Origin of the sequence: Vagococcus fluvialis (genome assembly GCF_003337315.1) — a bacterium.
Lineage (GTDB): Bacteria > Bacillota > Bacilli > Lactobacillales > Vagococcaceae > Vagococcus > Vagococcus fluvialis.
Genome location: NZ_QPJV01000006.1, coordinates 141,607 through 157,850, shown reverse-complemented (window position 1 = coordinate 157,850; position 16,244 = coordinate 141,607). Strand labels below are relative to the sequence as shown.

Below are 16,244 nucleotides of genomic sequence, written 5' to 3'. Positions count from 1 at the left end.
TTCACATCAGTCTAAAGACCAAAAAAACGACACTCATAAGAATGTCGTTTTCTAAATTACATATGAATTGGTAAACCTAATGCTAATTCAGCAGCATCCATTGTTACTTCAGCTAATGAAGGATGAGAGTGAATTGTTAATGCGATATCTTCTGCGTTCATACCAGATTCTACTGCAAGTCCTAATTCAGCAATCACATCACTAGCACTAACACCAGCAACTTGAGCACCAACTAAAACATTGTCTTCTTTAGTTGTTACTAGACGAACGAATCCATCCATTTTATCTAAAGAGATAGCACGGCCATTTCCACCTAATGGGAATTTAGATACTTTCACTTCTAAGCCAGCTTCTTTAGCTTCTTTTTCAGTATAACCCACTGTTGCTAATTCTGGATCAGTGAAAGCCACTGCTGGCATACCGATATAGTCAATAGCAACTGCTTTACCTGAAATAGCTTCAGCAGCAATTTTAGCTTCATAACTTGCTTTATGAGCTAATGCAGCACCAGGAACGATATCTCCAATTGCCCAAATACTTGGTACATTTGTACGTCCTTGGTTATCTACTTTAACTAAACCACGTTCAGTCATTTCAACTCCAGCAATTTCTAAACCTAAGTCATCAGTGTTTGGACGACGACCAACTGTTACCATTACGTAATCAGCTTCGATTGCTTCTTCTTTGCCATTTGCTTCATATTTAACTGTTACGCTGTCACCATTGTCAATAGCTTCTTTAGCCATTGCTTTAGTTACAACAGTAATACCTTTTTCTTTGAAATCTTTTTCAACTAATTTAACCATATCTTTTTCAAAAGTAGGTAAAATTTGTGGTGAACCTTCTAAAATAGTCACGTTTGCTCCTAAGTTAGCATATGCTCCACCTAATTCAGCTCCAATAACACCACCACCTACGATGACAAGTTTTTTAGGAACTTCTGTTAAGTTTAATCCACCTGTTGAATCGATTACGCGGTTACCAAATTTGAATCCACCGATTTCGATTGGACGAGATCCTGTAGCCACGATTGCATTATTGAATGAGTATGTTTGAGCACTTTCTTCAGTGATAACACGTAATGTGTTAGCATCTACAAAGAATGCTTCCCCTTCAATAACTTCTACTTTATTCTTTTTAAGTAAGAATTTAACACCTGTTGTTAATTTATTAACAACTCCGTTATTTTTCCACTCTTGAGTTTTAGCAAAATCTAAAGATACATTTTCAGCTGTTACACCAAAAATTTCTGAATGTTTTGCTTCATGGAATCTGTGTCCAGCGCTAATTAAAGCTTTTGATGGAATACAGCCGACGTTTAAACAAACGCCGCCAATGTATTCACGTTCAATAATAGCAACTTTTTGACCCATTTGAGCAGCACGGATTGCTGCTACATAACCACCAGGTCCAGCTCCAATAACAACTGTATCTAATTCTACTGCGAAATCTCCTACTACCATGCTTGATTCACCTTATCCTTCCATTAATAATAATTCTGGATCAGCTAATAAACGTTTAATGTTATTCATAGCTTTTTGAGCAGTTGCTCCATCGACAATACGGTGATCAAAACTTAATGATAATTTCATCATACGGCCAACAGCTAATTCACCATCTGAATTAACAACTGGTTGTTGAGTAATTGTACCTACACCTAAAATAGCTACTTCAGGGTAGTTAATTACTGGTGTGAACCAACCACCACCAACAGAACCGATGTTACTGATTGTCACAGTACCACCACGCATATCAGCTGCAGTTAATTTACCTTCAATTGCAAGAGCTGCTTTTTCGTTAATTTCATCAGCGATATCAAACATACTCTTAGTGTTTGCATCTTTAACATTTGGTACATATAAACCATGATCTGTATCAGTTGCGATACCGATGTTGAAGTAGTTTTTGTAAACAACTTCATCAGTTGTATCATCAATTGATGCATTCATAATTGGGAATTCTTTCATAGTTGCAGTTAAAGCTTTAACTACGTATGGTAAGAATGTTAATTTAGTATTTCTTGCTGCTGCAACATCTTTAAATTTCTTACGGTGATCCCATAAAGCTGAAACTTCCACATCGTCATGTAGAGTTACATGAGGAGCAGTGTGTTTACTATTTACCATTGCTTTAGCAATTGCTTTACGTGTTGGAGTCATTTTTTCGCGAGTTTCTAATTCAGCTGTTCCAACAAATGGTTGCGCTGCTTTAGGAGCTGCTGCTTTTTCAGCTGGAGCAGAAACTGTTGCTTCTACTGCTGGAGTTGCTGCTACTGGTGCTCCACCAAAGTTATCAATATCAGATTTAACAACACGTCCACCTTTTCCAGTTGGTGTTACTAAAGTAATATCTACACCTTTTTCACGTGCATATTGACGTACTGAAGGCATAGCTAAAACGCGAGTTCCAGGTTTACCTGTTGGTTCAGTTGAAGCAGGTGCTGCTGCAGGCGTTGCCGCTGCTACTGGTGCAGATGCTTGTGCTACAGGAGCTGCATCGTTATGTCCAGGTGCATCGATTTCTACTAAGACATCACCTACGTTTGCTACTGTTCCTTCTGGTACGACAACCTTTACTACTGTACCTGTTACAGGAGAAGGAATTTCTTCTACTGATTTGTCATTTTGTACTTCTAACATTGTATCGTCTTCGTTAATTGTATCACCAGCTTTAACAAACCATTTTACGATTTCGCCTTCTGCAATACCTTCACCAATATCTGGTAATTTGAATTGGAATACTCCGCCAGATGCTGCTGCAGGAGCCGCTGCTACTGGTGCTGCCTCTACTGCTGGAGCTTCTTCTTCAGCATCTTCATGTCCAGGTGCATCGATTTCTACTAAGACATCACCTACGTTTGCTACTGTTCCCTCTGGTACAACTACCTTAAGAACTTTACCTGTTACAGGAGAAGGAATTTCTTCTACTGATTTGTCGTTTTGTACTTCTAACATTGTATCATCTTCGTTAATTGTATCACCTTCTTTAACGAACCATTTTACGATTTCGCCTTCTGCAATACCTTCACCAATATCTGGTAATTTAAATTTAAAAGCCATCTAGTATTCTCTCCTTCTATACTTGTCTGAAACGCTGATTAAAATGCGTGAATTTCTTTAACTTTAGCTTCGATATCAGATGCATTTGGTAACCAAGCATTTTCTGCCATACCGAATGGGAAAATAGTATCAGGAGCTGAAACACGGCCGATAGGAGCTTCTAATGAAAGAACAGCTCTTTCAGAAATTTCTGAAACAACTTGTGCACCAACACCAGCTTGTTTTTGAGCTTCTTGAACAACTACAACACGTCCTGTTTTTTCAACAGAAGCGATAATTGTTGCTACATCTAAAGGAGCTACAGTACGTAAGTCGATAATTTCTACTGAAATACCTTCTTTTTCTAAATTGTCAGCTGCTTTAATTGCTTCACGAACCATTGCACCATAAGTAATGATAGATACATCTGATCCTTCGCGAGTTACTGCTGCTTTATCTAAAGGTACAGTATATGCTTCCTCTGGAACTTCCTCACGGAATGAACGATATAATTTCATGTGCTCTAAGAAAACAACTGGGTCGTTATCTCTAATAGCAGAAATTAATAATCCTTTTGCATCATATGGGTTACTTGGAATAACAACACGGATACCAGGAGATTGAGCAATCAATCCTTCTAAGTTATCAGCATGTAATTCAGGTGTATGTACACCACCACCAAATGGCGCGCGGATTGTGATTGGCATTGTTCTAGTACCACTCATACGGTAACGAGTACGTGCCATTTGTGCTACGATTTCATCCATTACTTCAAATACAAATCCGAAGAATTGAATTTCAGGAACTGGACGGAAACCTTCTAAAGCTAAACCAAATGCTAAACCACCGATTGCAGATTCTGCTAAAGGTGCATCAAATACACGGTCTTCGCCAAATTGTGCTTGTAATCCTTCAGTAGCACGGAAAACTCCACCGTTGTTACCTACGTCTTCACCAAATACTAATACGTCTTTATTATTTTCAAGTTCTAAAGCTAGAGCATCTGTAATTGCTTGAATCATTGTTTTTTGTGCCATGATTTATTTCGACTCCTTTGCTTCGTAAATATCAATTTGTTCTTGAATGCTTTGTGGTGCTACTTCAAACATATTTTTTAAGAAATCAGATACTTTTTGTTTTGGTACTGAATCTGTCGCTTTGATAGCTTCTTTGATTTCTTCTTTAGTTTGTTCAATAACAGCTTCTTCTTTTTCTTCTGACCATAAACCTTTTTCAGTTAAGTAAGTACGGAAACGGTTCAATGGATCTTTTGCTGCCCACTCATCTTCTGTTTCTTGTGAACGGTATCTTGTTGGGTCATCCCCTGATAATGTATGTGGACCATAACGGTAAGTTAATGTTTCAATTAAAACAGGACCATTTCCTGCAATTGCCCAATCACGAGCTGCTTTAGTTACTTGGTATACTGCTAAAGCATCCATTCCGTCTACTTGAATACTTGGAATTCCTGCTGCAATACCTTTTTGAGCTAATGTTGTAGCTGCTGTTTGTAATTCACGTGGAGTTGAGATTGCGTATCCGTTATTTTGAATAAAGAATACTGCGTTTGCTTTCATAGCTCCTGCAAAGTTAATACCTTCGTAGAAGTCCCCTTGTGAAGAACCGCCGTCACCAGTGTAAGTAAATGCAACGTTTGGTTTGTTACGTTTTTTAAGACCTAAAGCAACACCAGCTGCTTGCACGTATTGTGCACCAATAATAATTTGTGGTGGTAAAGCTTTTAAATCTTCTGGGTATTCATTACCAGCTGCATGACCTTTAGACCAAAGGAAAGCTTCTTTTAATGGTAAACCATGTTGGATTAATTGAGGTACATCACGGTAACCTGGTAATAATACGTCTTCTTTTTCCATTGCAAAATGACTTGCTAATTGACTTGCTTCTTGCCCAGCTGTTGGTGCATAGAAACCTAAACGACCTTGACGGTTTAATGCTGTTGAACGTTGATCAAGTACACGTGACCATACCATTCTAGTCATTAATTCTACTAACTCATCATCAGATAAATCAGGTACTAAATCTTCGTTTACTACTTTTCCGTTCACGTCTAAAACTTGAACAGTTGGAAAACTTTCGTTGATGCCTTCCAGAAATGCTGCAAAATCAAGTGGGTTTACTTTTTTCTTAGCCATGCTGTTGCACAATCCTCTCTTATTACAATTTCATTTTGTTCTCAAACAGAAAGAAAAACTGTATCATTTTCTTTTGTTTCAACACCTATAAGTTACCACGAGAAAATAAGTAATGCAAGCGATACACTCATTTTTTTCAGGATGAAACAACTGTTTATCCTTGTTTTTATCGTTAGTGATAAAGTTCACTTTATTTAAAACCTATTTTATTTAAAACTTGTTGTTATCTGTAGCATCTGTACTATTCTGTGACACATATAAATAGCTACTGTTATACATCAACTTTCTGAAAACTTAGTAATACAGTATTAGTTATCTCATTTTTCTATTATTTATAACTTTTTCAAAGGTTTAAATAAGGTAAAGTTAAAAAAAAGAGAGAAGCTCCTATAATATTTAAAGGCTTCTCCTTTTATATTTCACAAAAATTAATTTGTTTATTAAACAAGATAGTGAAAAAAATAACTTGTTTTATATCCACTCTTTGTATTTTTTGATGTAGATATTTTTTATTAGCTGAACTAATAACATATAGACAAAAACAATGCCAATTAGCCATCCCCAATATGAACTAGGGAGCGCTGTAAAGTCAAAAGCATCTCTAAGTGGCTCTACTAAAACAATTACAATACCTGTAAGTACAGCTAATAGACTCATAATCACCATTGGAGCACTTGCACGGCTTTGAATGAATGGAACTTTCTCTGTTCGCACCATATATACAACTAAAGTTTGACTAATTAAGCCTACTAAGAACCATCCTGTTTGGAATAAACTTTGCTGTGCGACTGTATTAGCTCCTATGATGTACCACATCACGCCAAAGGTCACAATATCAAAAATACTACTAATCGGCCCAATAAAGACTGTAAATCTAAATAAATTTTTATTGTCAAATTTTACTGGCTTCATAATTTGACTTTCATCAACATTATCCCAAGGCATTGCAAGCTGAGAGATATCATAAACTAAGTTTTGAACTAATAACTGAAGTGATAACATTGGTAAAAATGGTAAGAAAGCACTAGCAATAAGGACAGAGAAGACATTACCGAAGTTTGAGCTAATTGTAATAAGAATATATTTCATCATATTCTTGAATACTTTTCTTCCTTCTATAACACCATCTTCTAAAACTGTTAAGCTTTTTTCTAGTAAAATAATGGAACTTGCTTCTTTAGTAATATCCGCAGCTGTATCTACTGAGATTCCAACATCTGCTGTTCTAAGAGCAGGTGCATCGTTAATCCCGTCTCCCATAAATCCAACTGTGTTACCTTGTTTTTGCAGAGTTTGAATAATTCTTGCTTTTTGCATAGGATTTAGCTTAGCAAAAAGATTCGTTTCATTAACAGCTTTTTCAAACTCCTCTTCACTCATTTTATCTAAGTCAGTTCCAATATAAGCCTTATCTACTTCGATTCCTACATCTCCACAGACCTTACGTGACACTACTTCATTATCTCCAGTCAATACTTTAACTGTTACACCGTGGTGATGTAGTGAAGAAATAGCTGTAACAGCCGATTGTTTCGCAGGATCTAAAAACCCTACAAAACCAGCTAAAATCATGTCCTTCTCATCTGCTATTTCATAAGTAGCATCATCATGAACATCTCTTTTATAAGCTACTGTAATAACGCGCATCCCTTGCTCGTTCATCTTACGGTTTACATCATTCATCTGATTTAACAATTCATCTGTTAATGGTAAAATCTCACCATCAATTTCAACATGAGAACAAACTAAGGCCATTTCTTCAACAGCTCCCTTAGTAATCATTAAATGATGACCATCTCTTTTTAGAGCAATGGTTAAACGTCTTCTTGAAAAATCAAAAGGAATTTCATCTATTTTTTCTACATTATCATGAGTGATTTTTTCTGGGTGTGTTTCGTAATAATTAATAATGGCGTGGTCCATCAAATTTTTCCAACCTGTTTGATAATTAGAATTTAAAAAAGCTAAGTCTAATACACGTGGATCATCATCACCTAGTGGGCTAACATGTTCCACAAGAACTACTCTATCTTCTGTAATAGTTCCTGTTTTATCTGTACAAAGAACATTCATGGCACCTAAATTTTGAATGGCATTTAGTTCTTTAACGATTACTTTTTTCTTAGCTAAAGTTTGAGAGCCTTTTGCTAAGTTACTTGTTACGATCATGGGTAACATCTCAGGCGTTAAACCAACTGCAACTGCTATCGCAAAGAAGAATGCTTGCGTCCAATCGCCTTTCATTACTCCATTAATTAAAAAGACAATTGGGAAAAGGACCATAACCATTCTTAATAGTAATTTACTAATGTGATTTAAATCTCTATCAAAATTAGTTAACTCACGTTTACCACTAGCCTGCTTAGCTATATCACCAAAGAATGTTTGTTGCCCAGTTTTTAAAATAATGGCTTCACCTTGCCCACTTAATACATCTGTTCCCATAAAGATTAAGTTTGACAAATCTATTGCTGAGGAGTCATCACTTGATAAATTTTCTTGTTTACTAGCTTCGTATTTTTCAACTGGCATAGATTCACCTGTTAAAGAAGATTGATTAACAAATAAGTCCTTTGTCCAAATCAAAACACTATCTGCTGGAATCATATCTCCTGCTGATAGGTAGACAATGTCACCTGGAACAACTTCCTCCATAGGTCGCTCCTTTGTCTCCCCTTCTCTTTTAACCGCACAAGTATGCTTTACTAAATCTTGAAGTGCAAGAGATTCTTGTTGCGCTTTGAAATCTTGAATAAACCTTATAACTGCACTAACTACAATCATAATACTCATTACTACAACTGCTTCATAATCTTTAGTTAAAGCTGATACAAATAAAAGGCCAGCTAACACATAAATAAAAGGATCCATAAAAGATTTAACAAGTACAACATACCACGCATCTGGCTTTTGTATGTCTACTTTATTTTCACCAAACTCCTCAAGTCGCTGTTCGGCGTCCTCAAAAGAAAGTCCTTTTTCTGATGTTCTAAACTCCATCATCAGTTCTCTATCGGAAAGTTTTGAATACTTTCTTAATTCTTGATCTTTACTTAAATTAGATACAGTCTTTTTCATTCATACCACCCCATAATTTTTCTAAAACCCTTTGCGGAAAATACAAATTAGTTATTCCAAAAGATTTCAACTAAATAATTGTTTTCTAATTTATTTAGAAGACAAGATATCTCTCTATTCCACTGTAACTTTTTTATAATGCAAAATCAAACCTTTACCAAAATTAAACCAATATTTTATTAATACTCTGCTATTAATAAAAAAATACTTATCTTTATAGTATACTAGTAAAAGAAATTAATTTTTGGAGGTTACTATGGTAAAAAAAGTCTTATCCATTAACCATTCAGATTCTACTGGAAAAACTGGCATTCAAAATGATTTAGGTTCTTTCCAAGAATTAGATGTTTTTGGTTTCACCGTTATTACAAGTATAAATATTAATCAGGAACAAGTACTTGAAGTTGTTGATGATTTAACTATAAAAAGACAATTTGAATCGGTTTTTGCATTAGGTCAAATAGATAGTATTAAATTAGCAAATCTACATTCATTAGAAACTCCCATTTTAATTAAAGAATTTGTAGAAGAATATCACGTACCCTATCTTATTTTAGAAACACCTCTTAAAGATTTAGAACAAGAGATTAACCAAACAACCATTAAGGAGCTTCATCCAATCGTTGTTTTAACAGAAACTTTGGATGATTCAAAAGAGTCTGCTAAAAGGTTATTTCAAAAAGAAATGACTGCACTTGTATTCCCTGTAAAAAACTTTAGTGACAACTTCCTTCTATATAATGGAGATTCTTTTTATTCGTTTAATACATCAGAAAATGTAGCTGCCTTTTTAACTGCAGAATTAGCTATCCATCAAACTTTATCTCACTTATTGAAATTAGAGAAATAAAAAAGACACATGACTGGCAATCATGTGTCTTTTACTTATTAATTTTCTTCTGTATTAAGTAAGAATTTTGCTACAAATGCAGCGATAATACCACCTACTAAAGGTGCTAAAATATATAACCATAATTGACTCATAGCGTCTCCACCTACAAAAATAGCTGGTGAGATACTACGAACAGGGTTAACTGACATTCCTGTTAAAGGAACACCAATAAAATGTAACATTGTTAAAGTTAAACCAATTGCTAATCCGTTATAGCTAGTTTCACCTTTTTTACTTGTTACTGATAAAACAACAAACACTAAAATAAATGTTAATAATGCCTCTACAATAAATGCGCCTGCTGTACTAATATCTGAATAAGTTGTTTGTGCTAAATTATCAGTTCCTAGATCAGTCATTGATAATAACATTCTTAATAAACCTGATCCTAAAATAGCTCCTACTAATTGAGCTGCAAAATAAGTTAACATCTCTTGTAAAGACATTCTCTTATTAATAAACATTGCTAAACTTACTGCTGGGTTTAAATGAGCTCCTGAAACAGTACCTACTGTATTGGCAGAAACCATAATTGATAAACCAAACGCTAAACCGATTCCTAAAACACCTACTGTGTCACCGACTAAAACTGCTGTACCTGTACCGATAAATACAAGGAAAAATGTTCCTAATACTTCGGCTAAACCTTTTTTAAACATGTGTATCCTCCAATTTACTTCAAGTTAATATATGGTTCTCTTCCTCTTTCAAGAACCTTAACTTTTTCTTTTCCTTCTTTATCCCACTGAATCACTCGATAAAAAGCATCATGATAGAAGAAAAATGTATAGTTATTTTCATAACCTTTTTTCAACAACTCATCCTTTTTAAAGATTGATGTCATAGGATAGTCATCATATGCAAGTACCCATAACGGATTTTGATGAGCATGGGTTGGCATAAGGTCTGCCATATGAACCATAACCTCCCCATCTTGCTCTAATAGAATAACAGAGTGCCCTTCGCTATGTCCACCAGTATGCACCATTCTGATACATGGTAAAATTTCAATTTGATCAGTAAAAGTTTTCACTTGACTTTCAATTGCTTCCCAATTTCTTGCCCAATAAGTACTTTTAGACCTGATATTTGGATGACGCATTTCATCCCATTCAATTTCTTGAACATAGATGGTTGCTTTTTTAAAGACTGATTCAAATTCTCCATTTTCGGAAGGCACTGTTAATCCTGTTGCATGATCAAAATGCATATGAGTCATTAAAACACCGTTAATATCATCTGTAGTTAGACCTAATTCTGCCAAACTCTCAACAATTTCTGACTCTCTTTCAACACCAAAAATCATTTTTTCTTTTTCAGATAGTTTATTATTACCAATACCGGCATCAACTAAAAAGTTCATGCCTTGGTACTGGATTAAAATAGGATCAGTTGGTAATTCAATTTGGTTCTTTTCATTAAATGGATATTTCCTTTGCCAAACAGGTTTGGGAACAACTCCAAACATGGCACCACCATCTAGTCTAGTAGTTCCTCCTTCAAGCCAAGTTAATCTCATTTCTTTAAATTGAAAAGTATCCATTTGAATTCCTCCTAATAACTAATTATAAATAGTTTTTTTCTTTAGCTGCTGTTAGTAACTCATCTCTAAAATCAGGGTGAGCAATATTGATTAATCTTTCTGTTCTTTCAGAAATTGTTGCTCCTTTTAAAACTGCTGAACCGTATTCTGTCACTATTGTGTCAATATCATTTTTAGATGTTGAAACAGGTGCTCCTGTGAAAAGTGATGGCACAATTGTAGAAACTGTTCCTTTTTTAGCTGTTGAATAAAGACAGATAATTCCAGTTCCATTTTTAGTTAGGCGAACACCTTTCATAAAATCAGCTTGTCCACCAGTTGATGAGTAATACATTCCTTTAACAGATTCTGAATTACATTGACCTAAAAAGTCTACCTCAACCGTTGAGTTAATTGCAACTAAATTATCTAGTTTATTAACAACTTCAAAGTTATTAGTGTAATCACAAGGCTCCATTAAAATACTTGTATTGTTATTCATAAACTCATATAAACGTTTACTTCCAATCGCAAAGGTTGCTACTGATTTTCCAGTATCAATTTCTTTTTTACTGTTTGTAATCACATTTTTCTCAGTTAAATCAACTAATCTTTCTGGTAACATTTCAGTATGTAATCCTAAATCCTTTTTATCTACTAAATATTCCATAACAGCATTTGGCATTGCTCCAAAACCAATTTGAAGTGTATCTCCATCTTTAACTTTTGCAGCGATTTCTTTACCAATCGCTAAGTCATTATCATTTAAAGTTGGGTTTCCAAGCTCTGGTAAATCAACATTATTTTCAACAAGAGCCGCAACTTGACTAATATGGATATTATTATTTTTCCCAAAAGTTCTTGGCATATTTTCGTTAACTTCTAAAACAATAGCTTTAGCATCTTTAATTAGTGATGCCACGTATGAAGGAGAAGTTCCTAAGGAGAAGTTTCCCGCTGCATCCATTGGAGAAACTGTTGCCATAATGACATAGCGACCTTCTTCTCTTTGTTTTAAGATACTTGGAATATCAGAAAAGTTATTAGGCAATAAATCAACTAATCCTGAATTCATTTGTTTACGATCCATTCCAGATAAGAAAATTGAAATTTGTTTTAATTTCTCTTTTGGTGCATCAACTATTGGAAAACTTGGTAACATACGGTATAAACGGTTATCTTCTAAAGTACCTAATACGCGAATACCATCTAGTAAACTTTCCGGTTCTCCTGGCATAATCGGAAAAATAATACCATCTCCTGGTTGAATCACTTTAACTGCCTCGTTTGCTGTAGTTAATTTAGCTTGATACATTTCTTGAATACTCATTTATTAACGCCTCTTCTCTTATTATATTATCTGAAAATTCTGAATTTTCAGTCTTTTGTAAAGTTAGGTTTACGCTTATTAACGAAAGCATCCATGCCTTCTTTTTGGTCATTAGTTGCAAACAAAGCACCAAAGACTTCAGCTTCGTATTTTAAACCATTTTCTAATGACATATCTAAACCACTATCAATAACTGCCTTGCTACTTGTAACTGCTAGATAAGCATTTTTTTGAATACTTTTAGCTAGCTTCATTCCTTCTTCAAGTAACTCATCTTGATTATAAACATGATTGACTAACCCAATACGGTGAGCTTCGTCTGTTCCAATAACTTTTCCTGTAAAAATTAATTCTTTTGCGATTCCTGCTCCTACTAAACGCGGTAATCTTTGAGTTCCACCAAATCCTGGAACAATTCCTAAACCAACTTCTGGTTGACCAAATTTAGCATTAGTTGAAGCTAAACGAATATCACAAGCTAAAGCAAGCTCACAGCCGCCACCTAAAGCAAAACCGTTAATACAAGCAATTGTCGGTTGTGTTAAATTAGCTAATTGAGCAAAAACATTATTTCCTTCTTGAGAGAATTTTTTACCTGAAATAGCATTTTTATCTTTCATTTCAGAAATATCAGCACCAGCGACAAAAGCTTTCTCACCAGAACCTGTAATCATTAAAACATCAATTGTGTTACTTTTTTCAACTTCTCTTAATAAACTTCCTAACTCTAGTAAAACGTCTGAGCTAAGTGCATTTAACATTTTTGGTCGTTCAATAGTGATTGTTCCGATACCACTTTGAACATCCAAACTTAAAAATTCATAAGTCATGAGATTTCCTCCAATGGTATCTATTTATTTTTTATTGTGCTCGTAGAATCCTCTACCAGTTTTATTACCTAACCAACCTGCTTCAACATATTTTTTTAGTAATAATGCAGGACGATATTTAGGATCTTTAAAGCCGTCATATAAAACATTCATAATCGCTAAAACAGTATCTAAACCAATATAATCAGCTAAAGCTAGTGGTCCCATAGGGTGATTTGCTCCAAGCATCATTGATTGATCAATCTCTTCTGCTGTTGCAACACCTTCGTCTAAAACAAAGATAGCTTCATTAATCATTGGGATTAAAATACGGTTAACGGCAAAACCTGGTGAATCTTTAATATCAATCGATACTTTTCTAATACTTTCTGACACTTCTACAATTTTATCTGCTGTTTCTTTTGAAGTAGCTAAACCATGATTGATTTCAACTAATTTCATTAAAGGAACTGGATTAAAGAAATGCATACCAATTACTTTATCAGGACGATTTGTTGCTGTTGCAATTTCTGTAATTGAAAGTGATGATGTATTTGTAGCTAGAATTGTGTGCTCTGGAGCAATTTCATCTAATTGTTCAAAGATTGATAGTTTAATTTTTTTATTTTCTGTTGCTGCTTCGATGACTAAATCTACCTTTTTAGCATCTTCATAAGTTGTAGAAGGAATAATTCGCTCTAAAATTGCAGCGACTTCTTCTTCTGTTTTTGTCTTACGGCTAATATCTTTTGCTAAAAATGTTTTAATTTTCTCTAAGCCTTTATCAACAAATTCTTGTTTGATATCATTCATATAAACTGTATAACCTGAAGTGGCTAGAACTTGTACAATTCCTCCACCCATTTGTCCAGATCCTACTACCATTACGTTTTTAATTGTCATTATTTTTCTTCCTTTTTCACATTATTCACCCAAGGTTCAGCAATAACACGTTTCAAACGACTAGAGGAACTACCATAAATCGCAGTGATTTTAGCATCTCTAACAAATCGTTCAATATCATTATTTCGCATATAACCATAACCACCTGTCATCTGAATCACACTTTCAGCTGTTTCGATAGCCAAATCAGAAGCAGCTAATTTTGCCATAGCTACAAACCTTGAATCGAATTGATTTTCATCAATTACTGAGAGCAATAAAGCTCTTGAAGCGTATATATTTGTTTCGATTTCTGCTAGCTTAAATTGAGTTGATTGCATATCAATTAAGCGCTTACCTAGGTTTCGGTCATAAGAAACATATTGAAGACCTCTTTCTAGAGCACCTCCTGCAATCCCTAAAGATTGGGCAGCTACTGATAAACGATTTCTATTTAAAATTGATTGGATTTGTTCAAGTCCTGAGTCTTTATCACCTAATAAAGCATCTTTAGGTAGGGAAACTGCAGTCAAATCTATTCCCGCTACAGGAAGAGATTTAATTCCCATTTTCTTTTCTGTTTCACCAACAGCTAAACCTTCAATTTCTTTATCAATGACAAAAATGCCCACACTCTCACTTTTATCTAATCTTTGGATTTTAGCAGCCACTAAAAAAACAGAGGCAATTGGTGAATTAGAAATGTATTCTTTTTTCCCGTTTAACAACCAGCCAGTTTCAGTTTCAATTGCTAATGTATCCATGTCAGATACTTCACTTCCAGTGATTGGTTCATTTAAAGCAAATGAACCATAAATATCACCAGAAATTAATTTTTCAAGGTACTTATCCTTTTGTTTAGTTGTTCCAAACGTAACAAGTGGCCAAATAGAATGACTTTCCTGAGTTAAAAGGATACTTCCTAAAGCTGGAAAATTTTTACTAATTTTTCTGATAACGCTTAAATAATCTTTGTACGGTAAGTCGTGATTATCTGAGTAAAGCTTTTTAAATAAATCTAACTCAAATAATGTTTTTACGTGATTGTCTGGAAAAGTTTCCATTCGATCATAATAGGCTGCCGCTGATCTTAATTCTGTATCAGAGTAATTAGAAATCCATTCAATTAACTCATTTGGTTTATTCATATTTATTACCACCTGTCCTTATTAGTCACGTTTAATTATAACAGAAATTCCTTGTCCCCCACCAATACATAGTGTAGCCAAGCCGTTTTTAGCATCTCTTTTTCTCATCTCATTAATTAAGGTAACTAGCACACGAGCACCACTTGCTCCAATTGGATGTCCTAAAGCAATAGCTCCACCATTTACGTTAGTAATTTCTGGATCTAGCTCTAAGTCTTTCATCACGCTCATAGCTTGTGCTGCAAATGCTTCATTTGCTTCAATCAAGTCTAAGTCTTTTGCTTCAATATTAGCTTTTTTCAATGCTTTTTTAGTTGAAGGAATTGGACCTGTTCCCATGATTTTTGGATCTACTCCACCTGTTGCATATGAAGAAATGCTTCCTAAAACTTCTAATCCTAATTCTTCAGCTTTTTCTCTAGTCATTAAGACTAAAGCTGCAGCTCCATCATTAATTCCTGAAGCATTTCCAGCTGTTACAGAACCATCCTTTTTAAAGGCTGGACGTAATTTAGATAAACTTTCAGTTGTTGAGCCAAAGCGTGGGAACTCATCTGTATCAAAGATAACTGGTTCACCTTTTCTTTGAGGTATTTCAACTGGAATAATCTCATCTTTAAATTTACCAGCTTTAATGGCTGCTTCAGCTTTTTGTTGACTACCTGCTGCAAATGCATCTTGCTCTTCTCTTGAAAAGTTGTATAACTCAGCAATATTTTCTGCTGTAATTCCCATTGCAATATCATCGAAGGCGTCAGTTAGGCCATCTTTCATCATTGTATCAACAATCGTTCCATTTCCCATTTTCCCACCAAAGCGGTAATCTGGTAACACGTAAGCTGATTGACTCATGCTTTCTGAACCACCAGCGACAACGATTTCATTATCACCTAACATAATAGATTGAGCTGCTAAGATAACAGATTTTAAACCTGATCCACAGACTTTATTAATTGTAAATGCTGAAGCTTCTTTTGGAACACCAGCATTGATAGCTATTTGTCTTGAAACGTTTTGACCTAATCCTGCTGATAAAACATTCCCCATAATAACTTCGTCAACTAATGATGGGTCTAAGTTAATCCCTTTAAGAGATTCTCTCACCACTGTAGTTCCTAACTCAACTGCTGATACACCTTTTAAACTTCCGCCAAAACTTCCTAATGCAGTACGTTTGGCAGATACAATTACGACTTCTCTCACTTACAAAACCTCCTATATATTTTAAACCCTTATCTTTACATTCTTATTCTACTTCTTAAAATCTTAAAAATCTAACAAGTAATAGTAATTTAATCTATTAGCTAAACTAATACATTTAAAAACCTTGTTATATCAACGTTTCATTTTATATCTTTAAACAAACTTAACAAATAAAAAAAGATAGCCCAC

13 protein-coding genes are annotated in these 16,244 nt (G+C 34.6%); 1 reads left to right on the top strand and 12 read right to left on the bottom strand.

Annotated features, from left to right (window positions below):
- Window positions 1-56: 56 nt before the first annotated feature.
- The 5 genes from lpdA to mgtA form a co-directional block, all read right to left on the bottom strand.
- Window positions 57-1,463 (bottom strand): dihydrolipoyl dehydrogenase, encoded by a 1,407-nt coding sequence (gene lpdA, locus DFR54_RS07905; RefSeq protein ID WP_114289750.1) that lies wholly within the window; start codon window positions 1,461-1,463, stop codon window positions 57-59.
- Between the two features lie 12 nt (window positions 1,464-1,475).
- Window positions 1,476-3,059, bottom strand: coding sequence for a dihydrolipoyllysine-residue acetyltransferase (locus DFR54_RS07900; protein ID WP_114289749.1), 1,584 nt, complete (start codon window positions 3,057-3,059; stop codon window positions 1,476-1,478).
- A 38-nt stretch (window positions 3,060-3,097) separates the two neighbouring features.
- The gene (locus tag DFR54_RS07895; RefSeq protein WP_086342464.1) at window positions 3,098-4,075 is read right to left on the bottom strand and encodes an alpha-ketoacid dehydrogenase subunit beta; all 978 of its coding nucleotides are present in this window, start codon (window positions 4,073-4,075) and stop codon (window positions 3,098-3,100) included.
- Between the two features lie 3 nt (window positions 4,076-4,078).
- Window positions 4,079-5,191 (bottom strand): pyruvate dehydrogenase (acetyl-transferring) E1 component subunit alpha, encoded by a 1,113-nt coding sequence (gene pdhA, locus DFR54_RS07890; protein WP_086342463.1) that lies wholly within the window; start codon window positions 5,189-5,191, stop codon window positions 4,079-4,081.
- Window positions 5,192-5,662: 471 nt separating this feature from the next.
- Window positions 5,663-8,269, bottom strand: a complete 2,607-nt coding sequence (mgtA, locus tag DFR54_RS07885) for a magnesium-translocating P-type ATPase (RefSeq protein ID WP_114289748.1) — start codon at window positions 8,267-8,269, stop codon at window positions 5,663-5,665.
- Between the two features lie 256 nt (window positions 8,270-8,525).
- Between mgtA and DFR54_RS07880 the strand changes: the two genes are divergently transcribed.
- Window positions 8,526-9,119, top strand: a complete 594-nt coding sequence (locus DFR54_RS07880; RefSeq protein WP_114289747.1) for a bifunctional hydroxymethylpyrimidine kinase/phosphomethylpyrimidine kinase — start codon at window positions 8,526-8,528, stop codon at window positions 9,117-9,119.
- A 38-nt stretch (window positions 9,120-9,157) separates the two neighbouring features.
- Here the strand turns inward: DFR54_RS07880 and DFR54_RS07875 are convergent, their stop codons facing one another.
- From DFR54_RS07875 to DFR54_RS07845, 7 genes are read right to left on the bottom strand one after another with little or no spacing between them, the layout of a single operon-like run.
- Entirely contained in the window at window positions 9,158-9,820 is a 663-nt protein-coding gene (locus DFR54_RS07875) for an MIP/aquaporin family protein (protein ID WP_114289746.1), read from the bottom strand.
- Between the two features lie 14 nt (window positions 9,821-9,834).
- Entirely contained in the window at window positions 9,835-10,704 is an 870-nt protein-coding gene (locus tag DFR54_RS07870) for a YtnP family quorum-quenching lactonase (RefSeq protein WP_086342459.1), read from the bottom strand.
- A 22-nt stretch (window positions 10,705-10,726) separates the two neighbouring features.
- A complete protein-coding gene (locus DFR54_RS07865) occupies window positions 10,727-12,013 on the bottom strand; it encodes an acetyl-CoA hydrolase/transferase family protein (protein ID WP_227276698.1) in 1,287 nt (428 codons plus the stop codon).
- 47 nt (window positions 12,014-12,060) lie between these two features.
- Entirely contained in the window at window positions 12,061-12,843 is a 783-nt protein-coding gene (locus tag DFR54_RS07860) for an enoyl-CoA hydratase-related protein (protein ID WP_114289745.1), read from the bottom strand.
- Between the two features lie 24 nt (window positions 12,844-12,867).
- Window positions 12,868-13,725 (bottom strand): 3-hydroxybutyryl-CoA dehydrogenase, encoded by an 858-nt coding sequence (locus DFR54_RS07855; RefSeq protein ID WP_114289744.1) that lies wholly within the window; start codon window positions 13,723-13,725, stop codon window positions 12,868-12,870.
- Window positions 13,725-14,852, bottom strand: coding sequence for an acyl-CoA dehydrogenase family protein (locus tag DFR54_RS07850; protein ID WP_114289743.1), 1,128 nt, complete (start codon window positions 14,850-14,852; stop codon window positions 13,725-13,727). Before DFR54_RS07850 ends, DFR54_RS07855 begins: the two co-directional genes overlap by 1 nt.
- Before the next feature lie 21 nt (window positions 14,853-14,873).
- Window positions 14,874-16,055, bottom strand: a complete 1,182-nt coding sequence (locus DFR54_RS07845; protein ID WP_114289742.1) for an acetyl-CoA C-acetyltransferase — start codon at window positions 16,053-16,055, stop codon at window positions 14,874-14,876.
- Window positions 16,056-16,244: the final 189 nt, after the last annotated feature.

Excerpts from the sequence above, each read along its gene's own strand:
- DFR54_RS07875 (WP_114289746.1), bottom strand. The coding sequence starts at position 9,820 with ATGTTTAAAAAAGGTTTAGCCGAAGTATTAGGAACATTTTTCCTTGTA.
- DFR54_RS07860 (WP_114289745.1), bottom strand. The coding sequence starts at position 12,843 with ATGACTTATGAATTTTTAAGTTTGGATGTTCAAAGTGGTATCGGAACA.
- DFR54_RS07850 (WP_114289743.1), bottom strand. The coding sequence starts at position 14,852 with ATGAATAAACCAAATGAGTTAATTGAATGGATTTCTAATTACTCTGAT.
- DFR54_RS07865 (WP_227276698.1), bottom strand. The coding sequence starts at position 12,013 with ATGAGTATTCAAGAAATGTATCAAGCTAAATTAACTACAGCAAACGAG.
- lpdA (WP_114289750.1), bottom strand. The coding sequence starts at position 1,463 with ATGGTAGTAGGAGATTTCGCAGTAGAATTAGATACAGTTGTTATTGGA.
- DFR54_RS07895 (WP_086342464.1), bottom strand. The coding sequence starts at position 4,075 with ATGGCACAAAAAACAATGATTCAAGCAATTACAGATGCTCTAGCTTTA.
- mgtA (WP_114289748.1), bottom strand. The coding sequence starts at position 8,269 with ATGAAAAAGACTGTATCTAATTTAAGTAAAGATCAAGAATTAAGAAAG.
- DFR54_RS07900 (WP_114289749.1), bottom strand. The coding sequence starts at position 3,059 with ATGGCTTTTAAATTTAAATTACCAGATATTGGTGAAGGTATTGCAGAA.
- pdhA (WP_086342463.1), bottom strand. The coding sequence starts at position 5,191 with ATGGCTAAGAAAAAAGTAAACCCACTTGATTTTGCAGCATTTCTGGAA.
- DFR54_RS07880 (WP_114289747.1), top strand. The coding sequence starts at position 8,526 with ATGGTAAAAAAAGTCTTATCCATTAACCATTCAGATTCTACTGGAAAA.
- DFR54_RS07855 (WP_114289744.1), bottom strand. The coding sequence starts at position 13,725 with ATGACAATTAAAAACGTAATGGTAGTAGGATCTGGACAAATGGGTGGA.
- DFR54_RS07870 (WP_086342459.1), bottom strand. The coding sequence starts at position 10,704 with ATGGATACTTTTCAATTTAAAGAAATGAGATTAACTTGGCTTGAAGGA.